A 15,336-nucleotide genomic window follows, 5' to 3' on the forward strand; every position below is an offset into this window, starting at 1 on the left:
TCCGTGAAGCTGGCGAATTCCGAAGCCGCGAACTCAAGCTCGCGCTCCGTCATTCATTATTGAGAAATAACTTCTCTGGATTTGTAAGTTCCGCAAACTTTGCATACGTGGTGAGCCAGTTTCAGCTCTCCGCATTGTTCGCACTTTACCATGCCTGGCACCGCCAGCTTGAAATGCGTGCGACGTTTGTCGCGGCGCGTCTTGGACGTTCTACGTTGAGGTACTGCCATGTTTAACACCTCCTTATTCAAGTCAACCGGCCCGAGGGCCGGGTGCATCATGCCTGAAACGCTGTCGCGTTCATGCCGAACCGCCTTCATTCATGCGGCGGTATCGATACTCACTTAAAGAAATCTTTAAGCCCGGCAAGCCGGGGGTCGATTACCGTATTGTCGCAGCCGCAGGCCGTTTCGTTGAGATTGGTTCCGCAAGTCTGGCACAAGCCCTTGCAGTCTTCCTTGCAGAGCGGAGCAGCCGGAATTCCCAGCGTCACGTATTCTTCCAAATACGGCGACAATTCGACGGCGTCTTCATCCGAAAAGATGAAATCTTCTTCGTCTTCGAGGTCTTCCTCGCCCTCTTCGCGCTCCTTAAACCGTTCTTCGAACGGAATATGCAGATCGACGTGAGCAGGCTCCAGACAGCGCGAGCAAACCATATCCAAATGTCCCGTCAGCGTTCCGCGAACTTCAACCATGCCGTCCAGCGACGGATAAGCCGTCAAATCGGCTTGGAAAGGAGAAGCGGAAATCACGTCCGTGCGACCTTCGATCGATCGTTCGACCGGCACATTGCCGTCCAAACGAACCGGTTCGCCGTTTTGAATCGTTCTGCGCAAATGCAGACGCATATTCATCACTCCAAACAAACAAAGTTATTATATCGACTTCACTTCCGTTTTGTCAACAGTCAGTCAAGTATTTTTCATTTACGCCCTTTTCGGCGCACGGCGCGGGTTAAGACGAAGTTTCGCCCTTTCGCCCGAGCTTTCGCGCGTGTAAGCTTAGGAGAAGCGCGGATCGCTTCGCGCCATTCGCTCGCGACTCCTTGCGGCATTGAATTCCGGACTGCCAAGCGGCAGACCTTGTCACGCCGGACGAATCTTTATTCTATCATATCTTTTGTTCCCTGTTAAGAGAGGAGAGCCTGAATTTCCATGAAAACCGTCGGTTTGGTCGTCGAATACAACCCGTTCCATAACGGACACCTGCTGCATCTGCGGCGATCGCTCGAAATTTCGGGCGCCGAAGCGTCGATCGCCGTCATGAGCGGCCCGTTCACCCAGCGCGGCGAACCCGCGCTGCTGTCCAAGCGGGCGCGCGCGGAGATGGCGCTGGCCGCGGGCGTCGATCTGGTGCTGGAACTGCCGATTCTCTACGCGATGCAGCCCGCGGAATGGTTCGCATTCGGCGCGGTGTCGCTGCTTGACGCCACGGGCGTCGCGGACAGCGTCTGTTTCGGCAGCGAGAGCGGCGAGATCGCGCCGCTCGCCCTGCTGGCTTCGCGCATGGAAGGCGGCGAGACGCCCGCTATGCGCGAAGCGCTGCGTCAGGCCCTGGCCGCGGGCCTGAGCTTCCCGGCCGCCTACGCGAAGGCGGCCTCCGAGCAGGGCGGCGGCGATTCCGCCGCGGCCGCCGCCCTGCTGGGCAATCCGAACGATACGCTCGGATTGCATTACGTGCTGGCGCTGCGCCGCCTCGCCAGCACCATGACGCCGCTCGCCGTGCGGCGCGAACAGGCCGGCTACCACGACGCCGGCCTGCCCGCGGGCGGGAGCATCGCCAGCGCGACCGCGGTGCGCGCCGCGATCGCCCGCGGCGAAAGCGGCCTAAACGAGGCCGCCGCGTACCTGCCCGCCTCCTCGCTGCGCGTGCTGCGGCGAGAAGCCGAAGCCGGCCGCATGCTGCCTTCCGGCTGGGAGGCGCTGGCGCAGCCTCTCTTCGCCGCGCTGATTACCCGCGCGCCGGAAGAGCTGGCCCTCGTCCCCGAAGCCGCCGAGGGCTTGGAACACCGCATCGCGGCCGCGCTGCCGCGCCTGCCCGAACCGGGCGTGGAGGCGCTGCTCGCCGCTATCAAGACCAAGCGCTATACGCGCACCCGGCTTCAGCGGCTGCTGGCGCACGCGCTGCTGAACCACCGCGGCCCGACGTTCGGCCGCGACAGCCTCGCCCGCGGACCGCAGTATCTCCGCGTGCTCGGCTTCTCGCCGAAAGGAAGACGGCTGCTCAAAACCATGAAAAAAACGGCGAAGCTTCCCGTCGTCGTGCGCGCCGCGGATTTTCCTCATCCGCAGCTCGCCCTGGACGTTCAAGCTTCCGCCGTTCACGCTTCGGCGTTTCCTTCGCCGGATATTCGGGAGATGTACGCCGACTATTACGCGCCGCCGATCGCCGAATTTTAATTTTTGACCGGCAGCCGGTCGATGTAATCGAGCGCGTCCTGAAGCGTTTTGACGGACACCAGCTCCAATCGGCCGCGCGTCTCGTCCAATTTCTTTTTCGCGTCGGCGTAATTGGCTTCCGGCACGAAAAAGATATCCGCGTTCTTGCGCTCCGCCGCGACGATCTTATGCTGCACGCCGCCGATCTCGCCGACCGTTCCGTCGGACTTGATCGTGCCGGTGCCCGCGATGCGGTACCCCCGCGTCAAGTCGCCCGGCGTCAACTGATTGTAGATCTCCAGCGTGAACATCAAGCCCGCCGAAGGCCCGCCGACCTGGGTCTGAATAAAATGCACGACGTCCGCTCGGCTTCCGGGTTCGATGCTGAGCACTTCGCCCGTCGATACGCCGAACCCGGCCCGGGTCGTGCCGTCTTCGTTCGGAATATCGACCAGCTTCACCCGCTGCTTGACCGCATTTCCTCCCCGATCCAACGACACTTCGACCGAATCTCCGGCCGAATAGTTTTCCAGCAGTTTGCGCAATCCTTCCAACGTGGCGACTTTGCGGCCGTCCACGGCCGTAATCTTGTCTCCGGCCACGAATTCTTTTTGCTGCGGGTCGCGATCCGGTACCGTCGTGATGAACACGTATTCCGTTTTCACGTCGAACTTGACGCCCGCTTCCCGGTAAGCCGCCGCGATCGCCGACGATTGGGACGAATTCATGTAATACTGCTGCGTGATCCGGTACTCGTCGTCGTCTTGGTCCGTATTGCGTTTGCCGATATCCGCATTGTCGTCGAACAACGACAAACCGAGCAGCGCCAGATTGGCGTAGGTCACCGAGACCGTGGTCATCATGAACGTCCCCCGTTCCTGCTCGTCGCCGCCGGCGACCTGCACCATCGGACGAATCTCGTCCGCGCTGCCCGGCCGTTCGATCGTGTAAGGCGTAGGCATATACACCATGACGTAGACCAGCAGGGCCAGACACGCCAAATAAGCCAAAGTCCGGATCCGCGGCAGTTTGGAGCGCAGCGTCATCATGGTCGTTCATCTCCTCCCGCTTGCTGAGTTCCCGCGAGAACGCGCCGCTTATTCGCCGCCGTGCAGTTTGGCTTTGAGCGCCGCTTGGACTTCGGGCGTCACCAGCTCGCTTACGTCTCCGTCGAACTGCGCGATTTCTTTGACCACGCTCGAACTCAAGTACGAATACAGCGGATTGGTCATCATGAAGATCGTTTCCACGTTTTCGTTCAGCTTGCGGTTGGTCGTCGCGATTTGCAGCTCGTACTCGAAATCCGTGACCGAACGCACGCCGCGCACGACGACCTGCGCTTTTTTCTGCTCCACATAGTTGACGAGCAGATCGCGGAACACGTCCACTTCGACGTTGGGCAGATCGCTCGTCGCCTGACGAAGCAGTTCGGCCCGTTCTTCGACGCTGAACAGCGGCTTTTTGCTCAAATTGTTCAACACGGCAACGATCAAGCGGTCGTACTGTTTGGCGGCGCGATGGATGATGTCCATATGCCCCAGCGTCACGGGATCGAAACTTCCCGGGTATACGGCGATCCGTTCGATTCTGCTTTCTTGTTCGCTCACGACTCCGATTCCTCCTCTTCCGGCCGCGACGCTTCGCGGTTCTCCGGTTCCCAATGGTAGATCGAGACGGCCGTCTCGCCGTAAACCGCTTTGCGTCTGAGCGAGAAAGAACCGACCGTCTCGGGATATTCGTACGAAGATTCGTATTCCAGCACCACCACCGCGCCGGACTCGAGCAGTCCCGTTTCTTCCATCTGCCGCATCAGTTCGTCGCCGTTCTTCATGCGGTAAGGCGGATCGAGAAAGATCAGGTCGAGTTTCGTATCCCGTTTGCTCAACGCTTTGAGCGCTCGCTGCGCATCGTTGCGGTAAACTTCGGCTCTCCGTTCGAATCCCGTCGCTTTGAGGTTGGCGCGCACGACTTCGATGCTTTTCGCATCGGCGTCGACCAAGATCGCATGCTCCATGCCGCGGCTGAGCGCTTCGATCGCCAATCCTCCGGTTCCGGCGAACAGGTCCAGCGTCGTTCCTCCCTCGAAGAACGGACCGATCATGCTGAATATCGCTTCTTTGACTTTATCGGTCGTCGGACGCGTTCCGCTGCCCGGCACCGCTTTAAGGGGTCTTCCTTTGGCTTCCCCCGCTACTACTCTCACGCTAGATTGTCCTCCCGTTCTGTCGAACTGCTGTATTTTCATCGACTATCGTACCATACGCGGGCGGCGGCGACCATGCGCAGCGCTTCTTTTGCCCGGGAAAAGACGATGTCCGGGCATAAAGAAAAACGGCAGGCTCCCGATAAGGAGCCTGCCGTCGAAACCGGTCTGACCTTGCTTGCCCTTGCCGTGCGGCCGCCGCGCCGAGCTAAGCAGCTTCGCGCCGCCCGCATCGATCCGGGCTTCGCGTTCCCTGCCTTCGCTTACGACCGTTTGAAAGAATGCATCGGCTGACCTTTCGGTCCCGGCCGGCAAACGAACAGCGCGCCGGCAAGCGGCTGCTGCGCTTTTTGCTCGTCGGACAAGCCGTCCTGCGCGGTCGTGATATACAAATCGCCGAGGTCGGCGCCGCCGAACGCGCAGCTCGTCACGTTGTCGGCCGGCAGCAGAATCTCGCCGAGTTTCAATCCGGCGACGGGATCCCATTTGCTGACGCGGCCTCCGCCGTAATGAGCGATCCACAGATCGCCGTCCGCGTCCACTGTCATGCCGTCGGGCCAACCTTCCTCTTCTTCGAACGAAACCACGATCCGGTCCGCGCCGAGTTCGCCTTTTTCGACGTCGAATTCGAAAGCCCGCACCTGCTTGGTACCCGTATCGATGTAATACATCACGGTTCCGTCCGGACTCCAACCCAGACCGTTGGAGGTCGACACTTCGCCGAACACGTGCCGGACGCTCAGATCGTTGTCCATGCGGTAGAAAGCGCCCTGCTTGTCTTTGCCGACCAAGCTCATCGTACCGGCCCAGAAACGTCCGGCCGCGTCGCATTTGCCGTCGTTGAACCGGTTGTCTTCGCGGCGTTCCGGATCATGGATCGCTTGATGTTCGCGGGTCTTCAAGTCATAGAAAGCGAAGCCGTCTTCGAGCGCGACGACCACTTGTTCTTCCGAATATCCGGCTGCCGTCCCGATTCTCGAAGGCAGTTCGTGAACGTCTTCGCTGCCGCTCTCCGGATCGTAGAACCGAAGCTGTTTGCTTTCGATATCGATCCACATCAACTGCTGACGGTCTTCGAGCCAGCAAGGGCCTTCTCCGAGCACCGCCCGGTAAGGGGATACCGGTTCCGGTTTGACGCCTTTCCATTCGTGTTCGTTCATAAGCTTGTTCCCTCCGCATCGTGAAATGGTCGTTTACAGATTCGCCTTGGCGCCGCTTAACTGCGTTCCCACTCGAAATCCAACGCGTTCAGCACGCCTCGCGCCAACAGCATGCTTCCGACGGCATTGGGATGCACATGGTCCCAACCGTTGGACAGCGACGCTTGAATGACGTGATGCCCCATCCGGTCGAACGCCGCCTGCGTATCGACGAGTTCCGCGCCGTAGTCGCCGGCCAGACGCTTGATCACGGCGCCGTAGCGGTCCATCGTCGAACGCATCGAATCTTCTTGACCGCTCATATAATACGGGGTCATCAGAATCAGGCCTTTCAATCCCGGCTGCGCGGCATCCAGCAGTTCGCGCAGCGCGGCTTCGTATTCGTCCAGCGCGATGAACGGCTGCATCTCGCCCGGCGTATCGAACTGCCGCCAGACATCGTTGATGCCGATCATGATCGAGAGCCAGTCGGGCTTCAGATCCAGCACGTCGGTCTGCCAACGTTTCTTAAGGTCGCGCACCGTATTGCCGCTGATGCCCGTATTCAGCACCAGCGCGTTCAGTTCGGGATATCCGGTCTGCAGCAAAGCGTTGACCTGCGCCGCGTAACCGTTCCCGAGACCGTTTCCGTAACCGATCGGAAAAGCTCTTCCCGCGTCGGTCACCGAATCTCCGATCAGCAGCAGCTTTTCGTTTTTTCCTAATTTCATTCTGCGTCCATCTCCTCGGCTTGTACCTTTCATTCCGCACGCGACCCTACCGGAAACCGGCCGAAACGGCGCCCCGCCGACGTTCGGAGGATCAAAACGCGCTTGAACAGCAATTCGCGGTTCGTCGCCGCGATTCCTTCCTGCACCTCTTAATGCCTATACCTCTTAATGCAAAGCGCGAAACTGCTCCGGAGTCACGCCTTCCTGTTTGCGGAACGTCGCCACGAAATGGCTGGCGTCCCGGAACCCGACCAGTCCCGAGACTTCTTTGACCGTCATGCGGGGATGCAGCGTCATCATCTCTTTGGCCTTGCGAAGCCGCAAAAGAATCAAGTAAGCGTAGGCGGTCATGCCGAACGCCTGCTTGAACAGCGTATTCAGATGCCGCGGCGTGATATCCGCGCGACGGGCCATGTCTTCGAGTCCGATATCCGCATCGGCATAGTAGCGGTCCAGAAATTCCAGCACCGGCGTCAGTCTTCTGACCGAATTCGAAAGCGAAGGCAGCCGGTTGACCCGCCCGTCCTTCTTGAGCAGCGTCAAGAACCGATACACTTCGACGGAGATGCTGAGCCCGGACACGTCGCGTTCGCCGCCGATCCCGCCTAGCAGCGAAGGCACGAAAGTGCCCAATTCCGCTTCTCTGTCCCATCCGTAATACGACGATACCGGCAGGCCCAGCGTCCCGAGGATCGCTCCGGCCTGCGCTCCGCCGAACGTCATGTAATACGTTTCCCAGCGTCCTTCCAGCGGCCGGTATTCGTGCGCTTCGCCCGGAAGCAGCAGGATGCCCGAGTCTTTCTCGAGCAAATATCGAACGCCGCCCATCGTGAATTCGCCTCTTCCGCCGACCGTTTGCAGCCAATGGTAACAGTTATATCCGTCCGGACGCACGAACGATTCCTGATCGGGATTGTACCCGATGCTCTCCATGTAGAGCGGCAGAGGCTGGTCTTTGAGTTCCGTAAAATATCTTCTGTGCGCGCTGTTCATCGCTGTATCCCCTTCGGAACCGAATATTTCTTTTTTCTTATACGCTTCTCCCTTTTTATTATATTTTATAATATTTCGACTTGGATTAACATAGAATTATTCTTATATGTCGAGGTGACCTAAATGATCAGCACCAAACTCCCCAAAATTTTTTACGGGGGCGACTACAACCCGGAACAATGGGACGAAGCCACCCATCGCGAAGACCTTCGGATGTTCAAATTGGCAGGGATCGACATCGCCACGGTTAACGTATTCGCTTGGGCTTTGAACCAACCCAACGAGACGACCTACAATTTCGAATGGCTCGACGAACTGATCGACGGCCTGCATGCGAACGGCACCTACGTTTGCCTGGCAACCAGCACGGCCGCGCATCCGGCATGGATGGCCAAACGGTATCCCGACGTTCTGCGCACGGACGCGGACGGCCGCAAGCGCAAATTCGGCGGACGCCACAACTCGTGCCCGAACAGCCCGACTTACCGCAAATATTCGGAAGCGATTGCAGACAAGCTCGCCGAACGTTACAAAGACCATCCGGCGGTGCTCGTCTGGCACGTCTCCAACGAATACGGCGGCGACTGCTACTGCGAGAACTGCGAAAAGGCTTTCCGGGTCTGGCTGAGAGAACGCTACGGCACGATCGACCGCCTGAACCGGGCATGGAACACGAATTTCTGGGGGCATACGTTCTACGATTGGGACGAGATCGTCGTGCCGAACAATTTGAGCGAGCATTGGGGAAATAACAATTCCACGTTCCAAGGAATCTCGCTGGACTACTCCCGCTTCAATTCCGACAGCATGTTGGACTGCTACAAGCTGGAACAAGCCGCGATCAAAAAGCATATCCCGAATTCCGTCGTCACCACCAACCTGATGGGCTTCTTCAAGCAGCTCGACTACTTCAAGTGGGCCAAAGAGATGGACATCGTTTCGTGGGACAACTACCCGGGCCTTCAGACGCCGGTGAGCTACACCGCCATGGCCCACGATCTGATGCGCGGGCTCAAAAACGGCGATCCGTTCATGCTGATGGAGCAGACGCCGAGCCAACAGAACTGGCAGCCGTACAACTCGCTCAAACGTCCGGGCGTCATGCGTTTATGGAGCTACCAAGCAGTCGCGCACGGCGCGGACACGGTCATGTTCTTCCAGCTTCGCCGTTCGGTCGGCGCGTGCGAGAAATACCACGGAGCGGTCATCGAACACGTCGGCCACGAGAACACCCGCGTCTTCCGCGAAGTGTCGGAACTCGGACGCGAACTCGGCGATCTCGGCGATCGCCTGCTCGACTCGCGCCTTCCGGCCAGAGTGGGCATCCTGTTCGATTGGGAAAACTGGTGGGCCGTCGAGAAATCCAGCGGACCGACCGTCGCGCTGAACTACGTCGATCAGATCCACAAGTATTACAAATCGTTCTACGAACGCAACGTGCCGGTCGATCTGATCAGCGTCGATTCCGATTTCGGCGGCTACGATATCGTCATCGCGCCGGTCTTGTATATGGTCAAGCCGGGACTGAGCGGCAAGCTGGAAGCTTTCGTTCAGTCGGGCGGCACTTTCCTGACCACGTTCTTCAGCGGCATCGTCAACGAATCGGACCTCGTCACGACGGGCGGCTACCCGGGCGAACTCCGCGAACTGCTGGGCATCTGGGTCGAAGAAATCGACGCGCTGTTCCCGGATATGCGCAACAAAATCGTGCTCGCAGGCGAGCTGGGCAGCTTGAACGGCGAATACGAGTGCGGCATGCTGTGCGATCTGCTGCATACGGAAGGCGCCGAGACGCTGGCCCGTTACGGAGAAGATTTCTACAAAGACATGCCGGTACTCACCCGCAACCGTTTCGGCAAAGGTCAAGCCTACTATGTCGCTTCCGATCCGGAGCAGCCGTTCTTGGACGGACTGCTGGAACACCTCTGCGCGGACAAAGGCATCAAGCCGCTGCTCGATACGCCGCAGGGCGTCGAGGTGACCAAACGGGTCAAAGACGGCCAAGAATTCCTGTTCGTCATGAACCACAATGCCGACGAAGCGTCTTACGAGCTCGGCGGCCGCTACGCGAACCTGCTGACCGGCGATTCGCTGAGCGGTTCGACGACCATCGCCGGGCGCGACGTACAGATCTTGAGCCCTGCCGAATAAGCCGAAAAAAGAAAAAAGAGTAAGCAACGTCCGCGATCGGCTGCCGATACGCGGACGTTTTTGCATAGAGCGCCTTTCTTGTTGAAAGTCTTTTTCCGGTTGGATCTTTTACAAGCTGAATCCGGTGATGACGGTCCCGACGATCATGATCACCAAGAATATCAGAATGAAGGCGATCAGCATTCCGATAATGGTGACGATCACGTACATGAGCAGCGCTTTCCAAGCCGAGAACCCGTGAATTTCGCCCGTCGCGTGCAGAATCAATATCCCCGACCACACGCTGCCTGCTAATTCGAGCATGCTCACGCCGAAATACAGCAGGCTTCGAGTCAAGTTTGCGTCCAAGACGGGCGTGAGCAGCGTGAAATTCTCTTTGCCCGCGATGAGCAGTTCCGGAATCCAGAACAAACCGACCATGATCGACAGCATGCCTTGAATCCGGCCGCTGATAATCCGCATCTCGGAGGTCGAAGCGACTCCGCCCAACCATCCGCCGACCACCTTAAGCAGCCAAGCGCCCAGATAATAGGTCAACAGTCCGCCGATCAAGCCGACGATGACGACGCTCGCGATCAGCCCGCCGGTAGACATATCGTCTCCCCAGTTTCGGGTAGACGCCGTGTTCAGCGCGGTAAAACATCCCGCGATCAGAGCGAGCAGCAGCGCGTTCCGCAGCGGGTCGGCCGAATACAGAAAATCCCGGGCTACCAATCTCGGATGCAGCCAGATATGCCGCCACGGCGACAAGCCGCTGGGCACGTAATCCGCGCGCGAGATCCGGCCGTTTCCGGCATGACGGTAACGATCGTCGCGATAGCGATCTTCCCTGTAAGGATCTCTTCGGTAAGGGTCCTGCCGATACGGGCCCTGCCGATCGCGATCGTCCCGGTAAGCGTCGCGATAAGGTTCGCCGCCCGGACGCTTATCCAATTCGATACGCGGACGTCCTCCTCCTTCCGGCCCGTCGTCTTCTCTTCTTGCCGCGCGGCGCGCGCGATCGTCGTCTCCGCCGCTTCCTCCGTACCTTCCGTCCATAGCCAGCCCCACCGTTTCTTTTTCTGATTTGGCATCTTCTGCCTATTGCTATTTTAACCGATTGCTTGCTTGATCGAATAGACCCTGGCTTCGTAAGGTCTCCACTGCGCGTCGTCCATTCCGTCTTCGCCGTAGTTGCCGATGATCAGCGATTTCTCGCCGTTCGCCAGCTTCGGCGGCCAGTCGAAAACCGTCGGCTCCGTGCTGAAGTTCAGCACGATCAGCCAAGTCTCTTCGCCGAGCGTACGGGTATACGCGTAGATCGTCTCGTGATCCGGCAGCAGCAGCTCGTAATCGCCGTAGGTCAAGATGAGATGTTCTTTGCGCAGGGCGATCAGCTTCCGGTAATAACCGAACACCGAATCGGGATCGCGTGTCTGCTGCTCCGCGTTGATCGTCACGTAATTCGAATTGACCTCGATCCACGGCGTCCCTGTCGTGAAGCCCGCGTAATCGCCGTCGTTCCACTGCATCGGCGTCCGCGCGTTGTCGCGTCCTCGCGTCTGGATCGCCGCCATGACCGTGCCCGGATCGGCGCCGCCGTGCGTGACCCGCTCGTTGTACATGTTCAAGCTCTCGATGTCTTTGTAATCGTCGATCATCGCGAACTTCACATTCGTCATGCCGAGCTCTTCGCCTTGATAGACGTACGGCGTGCCTTTGAGCGTATGCAGCAGCGTGCCGAGCAGCTTGGCCGACGGAACGCGGTATTCGCCGTCGTTGCCGAAACGCGAGACCATCCGAGGCTGATCGTGGTTGTTCAGATAGAGGCTGTTCCAGCCTTTTTCCGCCAGTCCGATCTGCCATTTATGCATGACCGCTTTGAACTGCGGCAGCTTCCACGGCACGATATCCCATTTGCCGCCGGGACCGCCGTCCAGACGCATATGCTCGAATTGGAAGATCATCTGAAGCTCGCGCCGTTCTTCGGCCGTATACTTCTTCGCTTCTTCGACCGTGACGCCCGGCATCTCGCCGACGGTCATCACGTCGTATTTCGACAGCACTTCTTCGTTCATCTCCCGCAAAAACTCGTGGATGCGCGGTCCGTCGACGTAATACATGCTGCCGTCCGCGATGGGAGCTTCTCCGTTCGAAGGCAGCCCTTCCACTTTGGAGATCAGGTTGATGACGTCCATGCGGAATCCGTCCACGCCTTTGTCCAGCCAGAACTTCATCATGTCGTAGACGGCGCGGCGTACCTTGGGATTCTCCCAATTGAGATCCGGCTGCTTCTTGGAGAACAGATGCAGATAATATTGCCCGCGCTCCTCGTTGTATTCCCAGACCGGACCGCTGAAAAACGATTCCCAGTTGTTCGGCAGGCCGCCGTCCGGAGCCGCGTCGCGCCAGACGTAATAATCCCCGTATTCGCCTTCCGGATGCTTAACGGACTCGACGAACCACGGATGCTCGTCCGACGTGTGGTTGACGACCAAGTCCATCATCAATTTGATGCCGCGTTCGTGCAGACCGGCGAGCAGTTCGTCCCAATCCGCCATCGTGCCGAATTCGTCCATGATGTCTTGATAATCGCTGATATCGTAGCCGTTGTCGTCGTTAGGCGATTTGTACACCGGCGACAGCCAGATCACGTCCACGCCCAATTCTTTGAGATAATCGAGCTTCATGATGATGCCCCGCAGATCGCCTATGCCGTCCCCGTTGCTGTCCATGAAGCTTCGCGGATAGATCTGGTACACCACCGCTTCTTTCCAAGATGCGCGTTCCATTTTGATATCTGCCTCCTCGCTGTCGCTTTTCTTTTGCTCCGCATGGCGGAAGCAAGCACCGTCTTAACCCATTTACCCACAAAAAGGAAGCTTGTTTTCTTAAAAAGCCTCTACACGCAAATTTCATTTTTCTATAAAATAGGTTTGTTTCCCATTTCCTATAAAAGAAGGAGTTTGAGCAATGAACAGGATGGTTACGAAAGCATCGGGAATCCTGCTGGTCGTGTTCGCGCTTGCGCTGGGAGGTCTTTTCGCGCCGCACGCGGCATCCGCCGCAGGTACGTATTCGGTCACGTTCCAAAGCGCGAGATTGATCTCGAACAGCCATGTCGGCAACGAATGGTACACGGAGGCGCAGGTCAACGGAAAGAACATCGAAGAAGGCGTGAGCGTCAACGTCTCGGCGGACAACATCAAGTTGTACGCCTACGCCGAAGAGCAAGACAAAATTCCCGATGTCGCGGAAACGAGCCGAACGATCAAAGCGTCGTCCGTATCGGCTTCGGGCAAAACGGTCAAACTGCAAGTCACGGTTACGGAAAATCGCGGACGCTATTCCGGCCATACCGCCGTCTGGGAATTCACGTATACGATCAAAAAGCAAAAATAATTCGAGATCGTCTCGAGAAAACGGATAATCGGTTTCGGAGACAATGACGAAAAACGCCCGCCGCGGGAATTTCCTTGTCGGCGAGCGTTTTTTTGTGATCGCGGAGGCTTCGAACAACTTCCGCCCGCATGGTACAATAACATGCCGAGTCCCGACGATCCGCTTGAAGGACGTCGTTTCGGCAATCCGTGCAGAATCGAGGTCGAGACATCTTGCATTCGCCTTTAACCGTTCGCAATATCGGCATCTTCGCCCATATCGATGCCGGAAAGACGACGACTACCGAATATATGCTTTACCGAAGCGGCAGCATTCGCGCCGCCGGCAGCGTGGACAACGGCACGACCTCTACCGATTCGCTCGACGTGGAACGGGAACGAGGCATTTCCGTGAAAGCGGCTTCGGCTTCGCTGCTCTGGCAAGGAACCCGGATCAATCTGGTCGATACGCCGGGCCACGCGGATTTTCTGGCGGAGGTCGAACGCTCGCTCGGCGTCATGGACGGCGCGGTGCTGATCGTCTCCGCCGCCGAAGGCGTGCAGGCTCAAACCGAAGTGCTGTGGGAAGCTTTGCGCCTGATGAATATTCCCACGCTGATTTACGTCAACAAACTGGACCGGGTCGGCGCTTCGTTCGAGCGTACCTTGGCAGACATCGCCCGCCTGCTGTCGCCGAACGCGCTGGCCGTGCAGCGTCCGCTGCCGGACGAGGAAGGCGGGTTCGCGGGCGTGCGCGAGCTGTGGCGAAGCCGAGAAAACGCGGCAAACGCCGGATTCGCCGAAAACGCATTCGCCGAACCCGGGCTGGCCCATTCCGCGCTGGCTCGAACCGGGCCGCCTTCCGATGACTCCGGTCTTTCCACTGACGAAGAGGACGCTTTCCGGTCGGCCGCAGCCGAAAAATTCGCCGAGTTCGACGAAGAACTGCTGCTGCGTTATATCGAAGGCGACGTTCCGGAACTGAACGAGACCGTTTCTCTTCTTGCCGAGTACGCCGCGTCGGGGCGCATCTTCCCGGTTTGCTGCGGCTGCTCGGCGAAAGGGATCGGCATCGGCGAGCTGCTCGACGCGATGCTGGCTTTTCTTCCGGCTCCGCCGCCTCGGCCTGCGCTGTCCGGCATCGTGTTCAAGATCGAACGCGACCGTTCGATGGGGCGTGCCGCTTGGGTGCGCCTCTACGGAGGCACGCTTCGCAATCGGGACGCGGTCAAGCTCGAAGGCCGCGAGACCGAACAGAAAATCACGCAGATTCGCGTGCTCGACGGGCTGAAGCTCGTGGACGCCGGCGAGATCAAGCCGGGGGACATCGCCGCCGTCTACGGATTGACGGACGCCGCCATCGGCGACAAGATCGGCGATCCGGCGCTCGTGCCGACAACGCCCGAGATGGCGGTGCCGCTGTTGACGGCGCGCGTGCTGCCGGAGAGCGAAGCCGATTATACCCGCACCGCCGAAGCGCTGCGGGAATTGACGGACGAGGACCCGCTGCTCGGTCTCGCTTGGCTGCCGGAACTGCGGGAGCTGCATGTGCGCATGATGGGCACGATCCAGCTCGAAGTGCTGGCCAGCATCATGTACTCGCGTTTCGGTCTCCGTGTCGGCTTCGGACCGCCGGCCGTCATCTACAAAGAAACGCCGGCCGCGGTCTGCGAAGGCCGAGTCGCCTATCTGGCGCCCAAGCCCTGCTGGGCGATCCTGCATTTCCGCATCGAGCCGGGAGCGCGCGGCAGCGGTCTGGTCTACCGCTCCGAAGCGCGGGCGGACGATATCCTTCCGGCTTATCAGAACGAAGTGGAACGCCGCGTGCCGGAAGCGCTCAAGCAGGGCTTGCACGGCTGGGAGGTGACGGATCTGATCGTCACGTTGACGTACGGCCAGCATCACGTCTGGCATACGCATCCGCTCGATTTCGTGATCGCGACGCCGATGGGCATCATGAACGGCTTGGCCTCCGGCGGAACCAAGCTGCTGGAGCCGGTGCTTCGTTTCCGCATCTCCGTACCGGAAGAATACGCGGGCCGCGTGATGAGCGATCTGTCCCGCATGCGGGCCGAATTCGCCGCGCCCGCTGCGGAAGGCGCACGCTTCGTCGTCGAAGGCACCGTACCCGCCGCCACTTCGATGGATTACTTCGCGACGCTGCGTTCGTTCAGCGGAGGCAAAGGCGTCATGACCGCTTCGTTCGAAGGCTACCGAGACGCCCCGGAAGGCACGGAAGCCGTCCGCGCTCGAAGCGGGATCAATCCGCTGGACGAAGCGAAATATATTTTGAGCGCGCGGAGCGCTTTGTGAAAATAGTGATTCGATGTTGTCATGCCTAAGTTATCAGAAAAGAAAATCTAATATAAAATATAAAAAG

Annotated in this window: 14 protein-coding genes; 4 read left to right on the forward strand and 10 right to left on the reverse strand. The window is 58.8% G+C overall.

What is annotated here, in order from left to right:
* Nucleotides 1-56 precede the first annotated feature (56 nt).
* Nucleotides 57-230 (reverse strand): 50S ribosomal protein L32, encoded by a 174-nt coding sequence (rpmF, locus tag CDO73_RS22780; protein WP_018975076.1) that lies wholly within the window; start codon nucleotides 228-230, stop codon nucleotides 57-59.
* Nucleotides 231-340: 110 nt separating this feature from the next.
* On the reverse strand, nucleotides 341-850 hold the full coding sequence (locus CDO73_RS22785; RefSeq protein WP_179218802.1) for a YceD family protein: 510 nt from the start codon (nucleotides 848-850) through the stop codon (nucleotides 341-343).
* Nucleotides 851-1,156: 306 nt separating this feature from the next.
* Here CDO73_RS22785 and CDO73_RS22790 point away from each other — a divergent pair, with 306 nt between their 5' ends.
* The gene (locus CDO73_RS22790) at nucleotides 1,157-2,401 is read left to right on the forward strand and encodes a tRNA(Met) cytidine acetate ligase (protein ID WP_088490823.1); all 1,245 of its coding nucleotides are present in this window, start codon (nucleotides 1,157-1,159) and stop codon (nucleotides 2,399-2,401) included.
* Here the strand turns inward: CDO73_RS22790 and CDO73_RS22795 are convergent.
* The 6 genes from CDO73_RS22795 to CDO73_RS22825 form a co-directional block, all read right to left on the reverse strand.
* Nucleotides 2,398-3,429 carry a YlbL family protein gene (locus CDO73_RS22795; RefSeq protein ID WP_306437544.1) on the reverse strand — a complete coding sequence of 344 codons (1,032 nt, stop codon included), beginning with the start codon at nucleotides 3,427-3,429 and terminating at the stop codon, nucleotides 2,398-2,400. The genes CDO73_RS22790 and CDO73_RS22795 overlap by 4 nt on opposite strands.
* A gap of 48 nt (nucleotides 3,430-3,477) precedes the next feature.
* Entirely contained in the window at nucleotides 3,478-3,987 is a 510-nt protein-coding gene (gene coaD / locus CDO73_RS22800; protein ID WP_088490824.1) for a pantetheine-phosphate adenylyltransferase, read from the reverse strand.
* Nucleotides 3,984-4,583, reverse strand: a complete 600-nt coding sequence (rsmD, locus tag CDO73_RS22805; RefSeq protein ID WP_088490825.1) for a 16S rRNA (guanine(966)-N(2))-methyltransferase RsmD — start codon at nucleotides 4,581-4,583, stop codon at nucleotides 3,984-3,986. Before rsmD ends, coaD begins: the two co-directional genes overlap by 4 nt.
* A 263-nt stretch (nucleotides 4,584-4,846) precedes the next feature.
* A complete protein-coding gene (locus CDO73_RS22815; RefSeq protein WP_088490827.1) occupies nucleotides 4,847-5,743 on the reverse strand; it encodes an SMP-30/gluconolactonase/LRE family protein in 897 nt (298 codons plus the stop codon).
* Nucleotides 5,744-5,799: 56 nt separating this feature from the next.
* On the reverse strand, nucleotides 5,800-6,453 hold the full coding sequence (locus CDO73_RS22820; RefSeq protein WP_088490828.1) for an SGNH/GDSL hydrolase family protein: 654 nt from the start codon (nucleotides 6,451-6,453) through the stop codon (nucleotides 5,800-5,802).
* Nucleotides 6,454-6,618: 165 nt separating this feature from the next.
* Complete coding sequence (locus CDO73_RS22825; protein WP_088490829.1) at nucleotides 6,619-7,446, reverse strand: AraC family transcriptional regulator; 828 nt, start codon at nucleotides 7,444-7,446, stop codon at nucleotides 6,619-6,621.
* 123 nt (nucleotides 7,447-7,569) lie between these two features.
* Here CDO73_RS22825 and CDO73_RS22830 point away from each other — a divergent pair, with 123 nt between their 5' ends.
* Nucleotides 7,570-9,597, forward strand: a complete 2,028-nt coding sequence (locus CDO73_RS22830; protein ID WP_088490830.1) for a beta-galactosidase — start codon at nucleotides 7,570-7,572, stop codon at nucleotides 9,595-9,597.
* Between the two features lie 108 nt (nucleotides 9,598-9,705).
* On the opposite strand, the gene CDO73_RS22835 is transcribed toward CDO73_RS22830, so the two are convergent.
* A complete protein-coding gene (locus CDO73_RS22835; protein WP_088490831.1) occupies nucleotides 9,706-10,635 on the reverse strand; it encodes a Yip1 family protein in 930 nt (309 codons plus the stop codon).
* 53 nt (nucleotides 10,636-10,688) lie between these two features.
* Nucleotides 10,689-12,368, reverse strand: coding sequence for a glycoside hydrolase family 13 protein (locus tag CDO73_RS22840; RefSeq protein ID WP_088490832.1), 1,680 nt, complete (start codon nucleotides 12,366-12,368; stop codon nucleotides 10,689-10,691).
* A 181-nt stretch (nucleotides 12,369-12,549) separates the two neighbouring features.
* Between CDO73_RS22840 and CDO73_RS22845 the strand changes: the two genes are divergently transcribed.
* Together CDO73_RS22845 and CDO73_RS22850 are read left to right on the forward strand one after the other, a co-directional pair.
* On the forward strand, nucleotides 12,550-12,978 hold the full coding sequence (locus CDO73_RS22845) for a hypothetical protein (RefSeq protein WP_088490833.1): 429 nt from the start codon (nucleotides 12,550-12,552) through the stop codon (nucleotides 12,976-12,978).
* 209 nt (nucleotides 12,979-13,187) lie between these two features.
* Entirely contained in the window at nucleotides 13,188-15,269 is a 2,082-nt protein-coding gene (locus tag CDO73_RS22850) for a GTP-binding protein (protein ID WP_373447024.1), read from the forward strand.
* The last annotated feature ends 67 nt before the right edge of the window (nucleotides 15,270-15,336 follow it).

This window comes from Saccharibacillus sp. O23, from assembly GCF_002205895.1.
Lineage (GTDB): Bacteria > Bacillota > Bacilli > Paenibacillales > Paenibacillaceae > Saccharibacillus.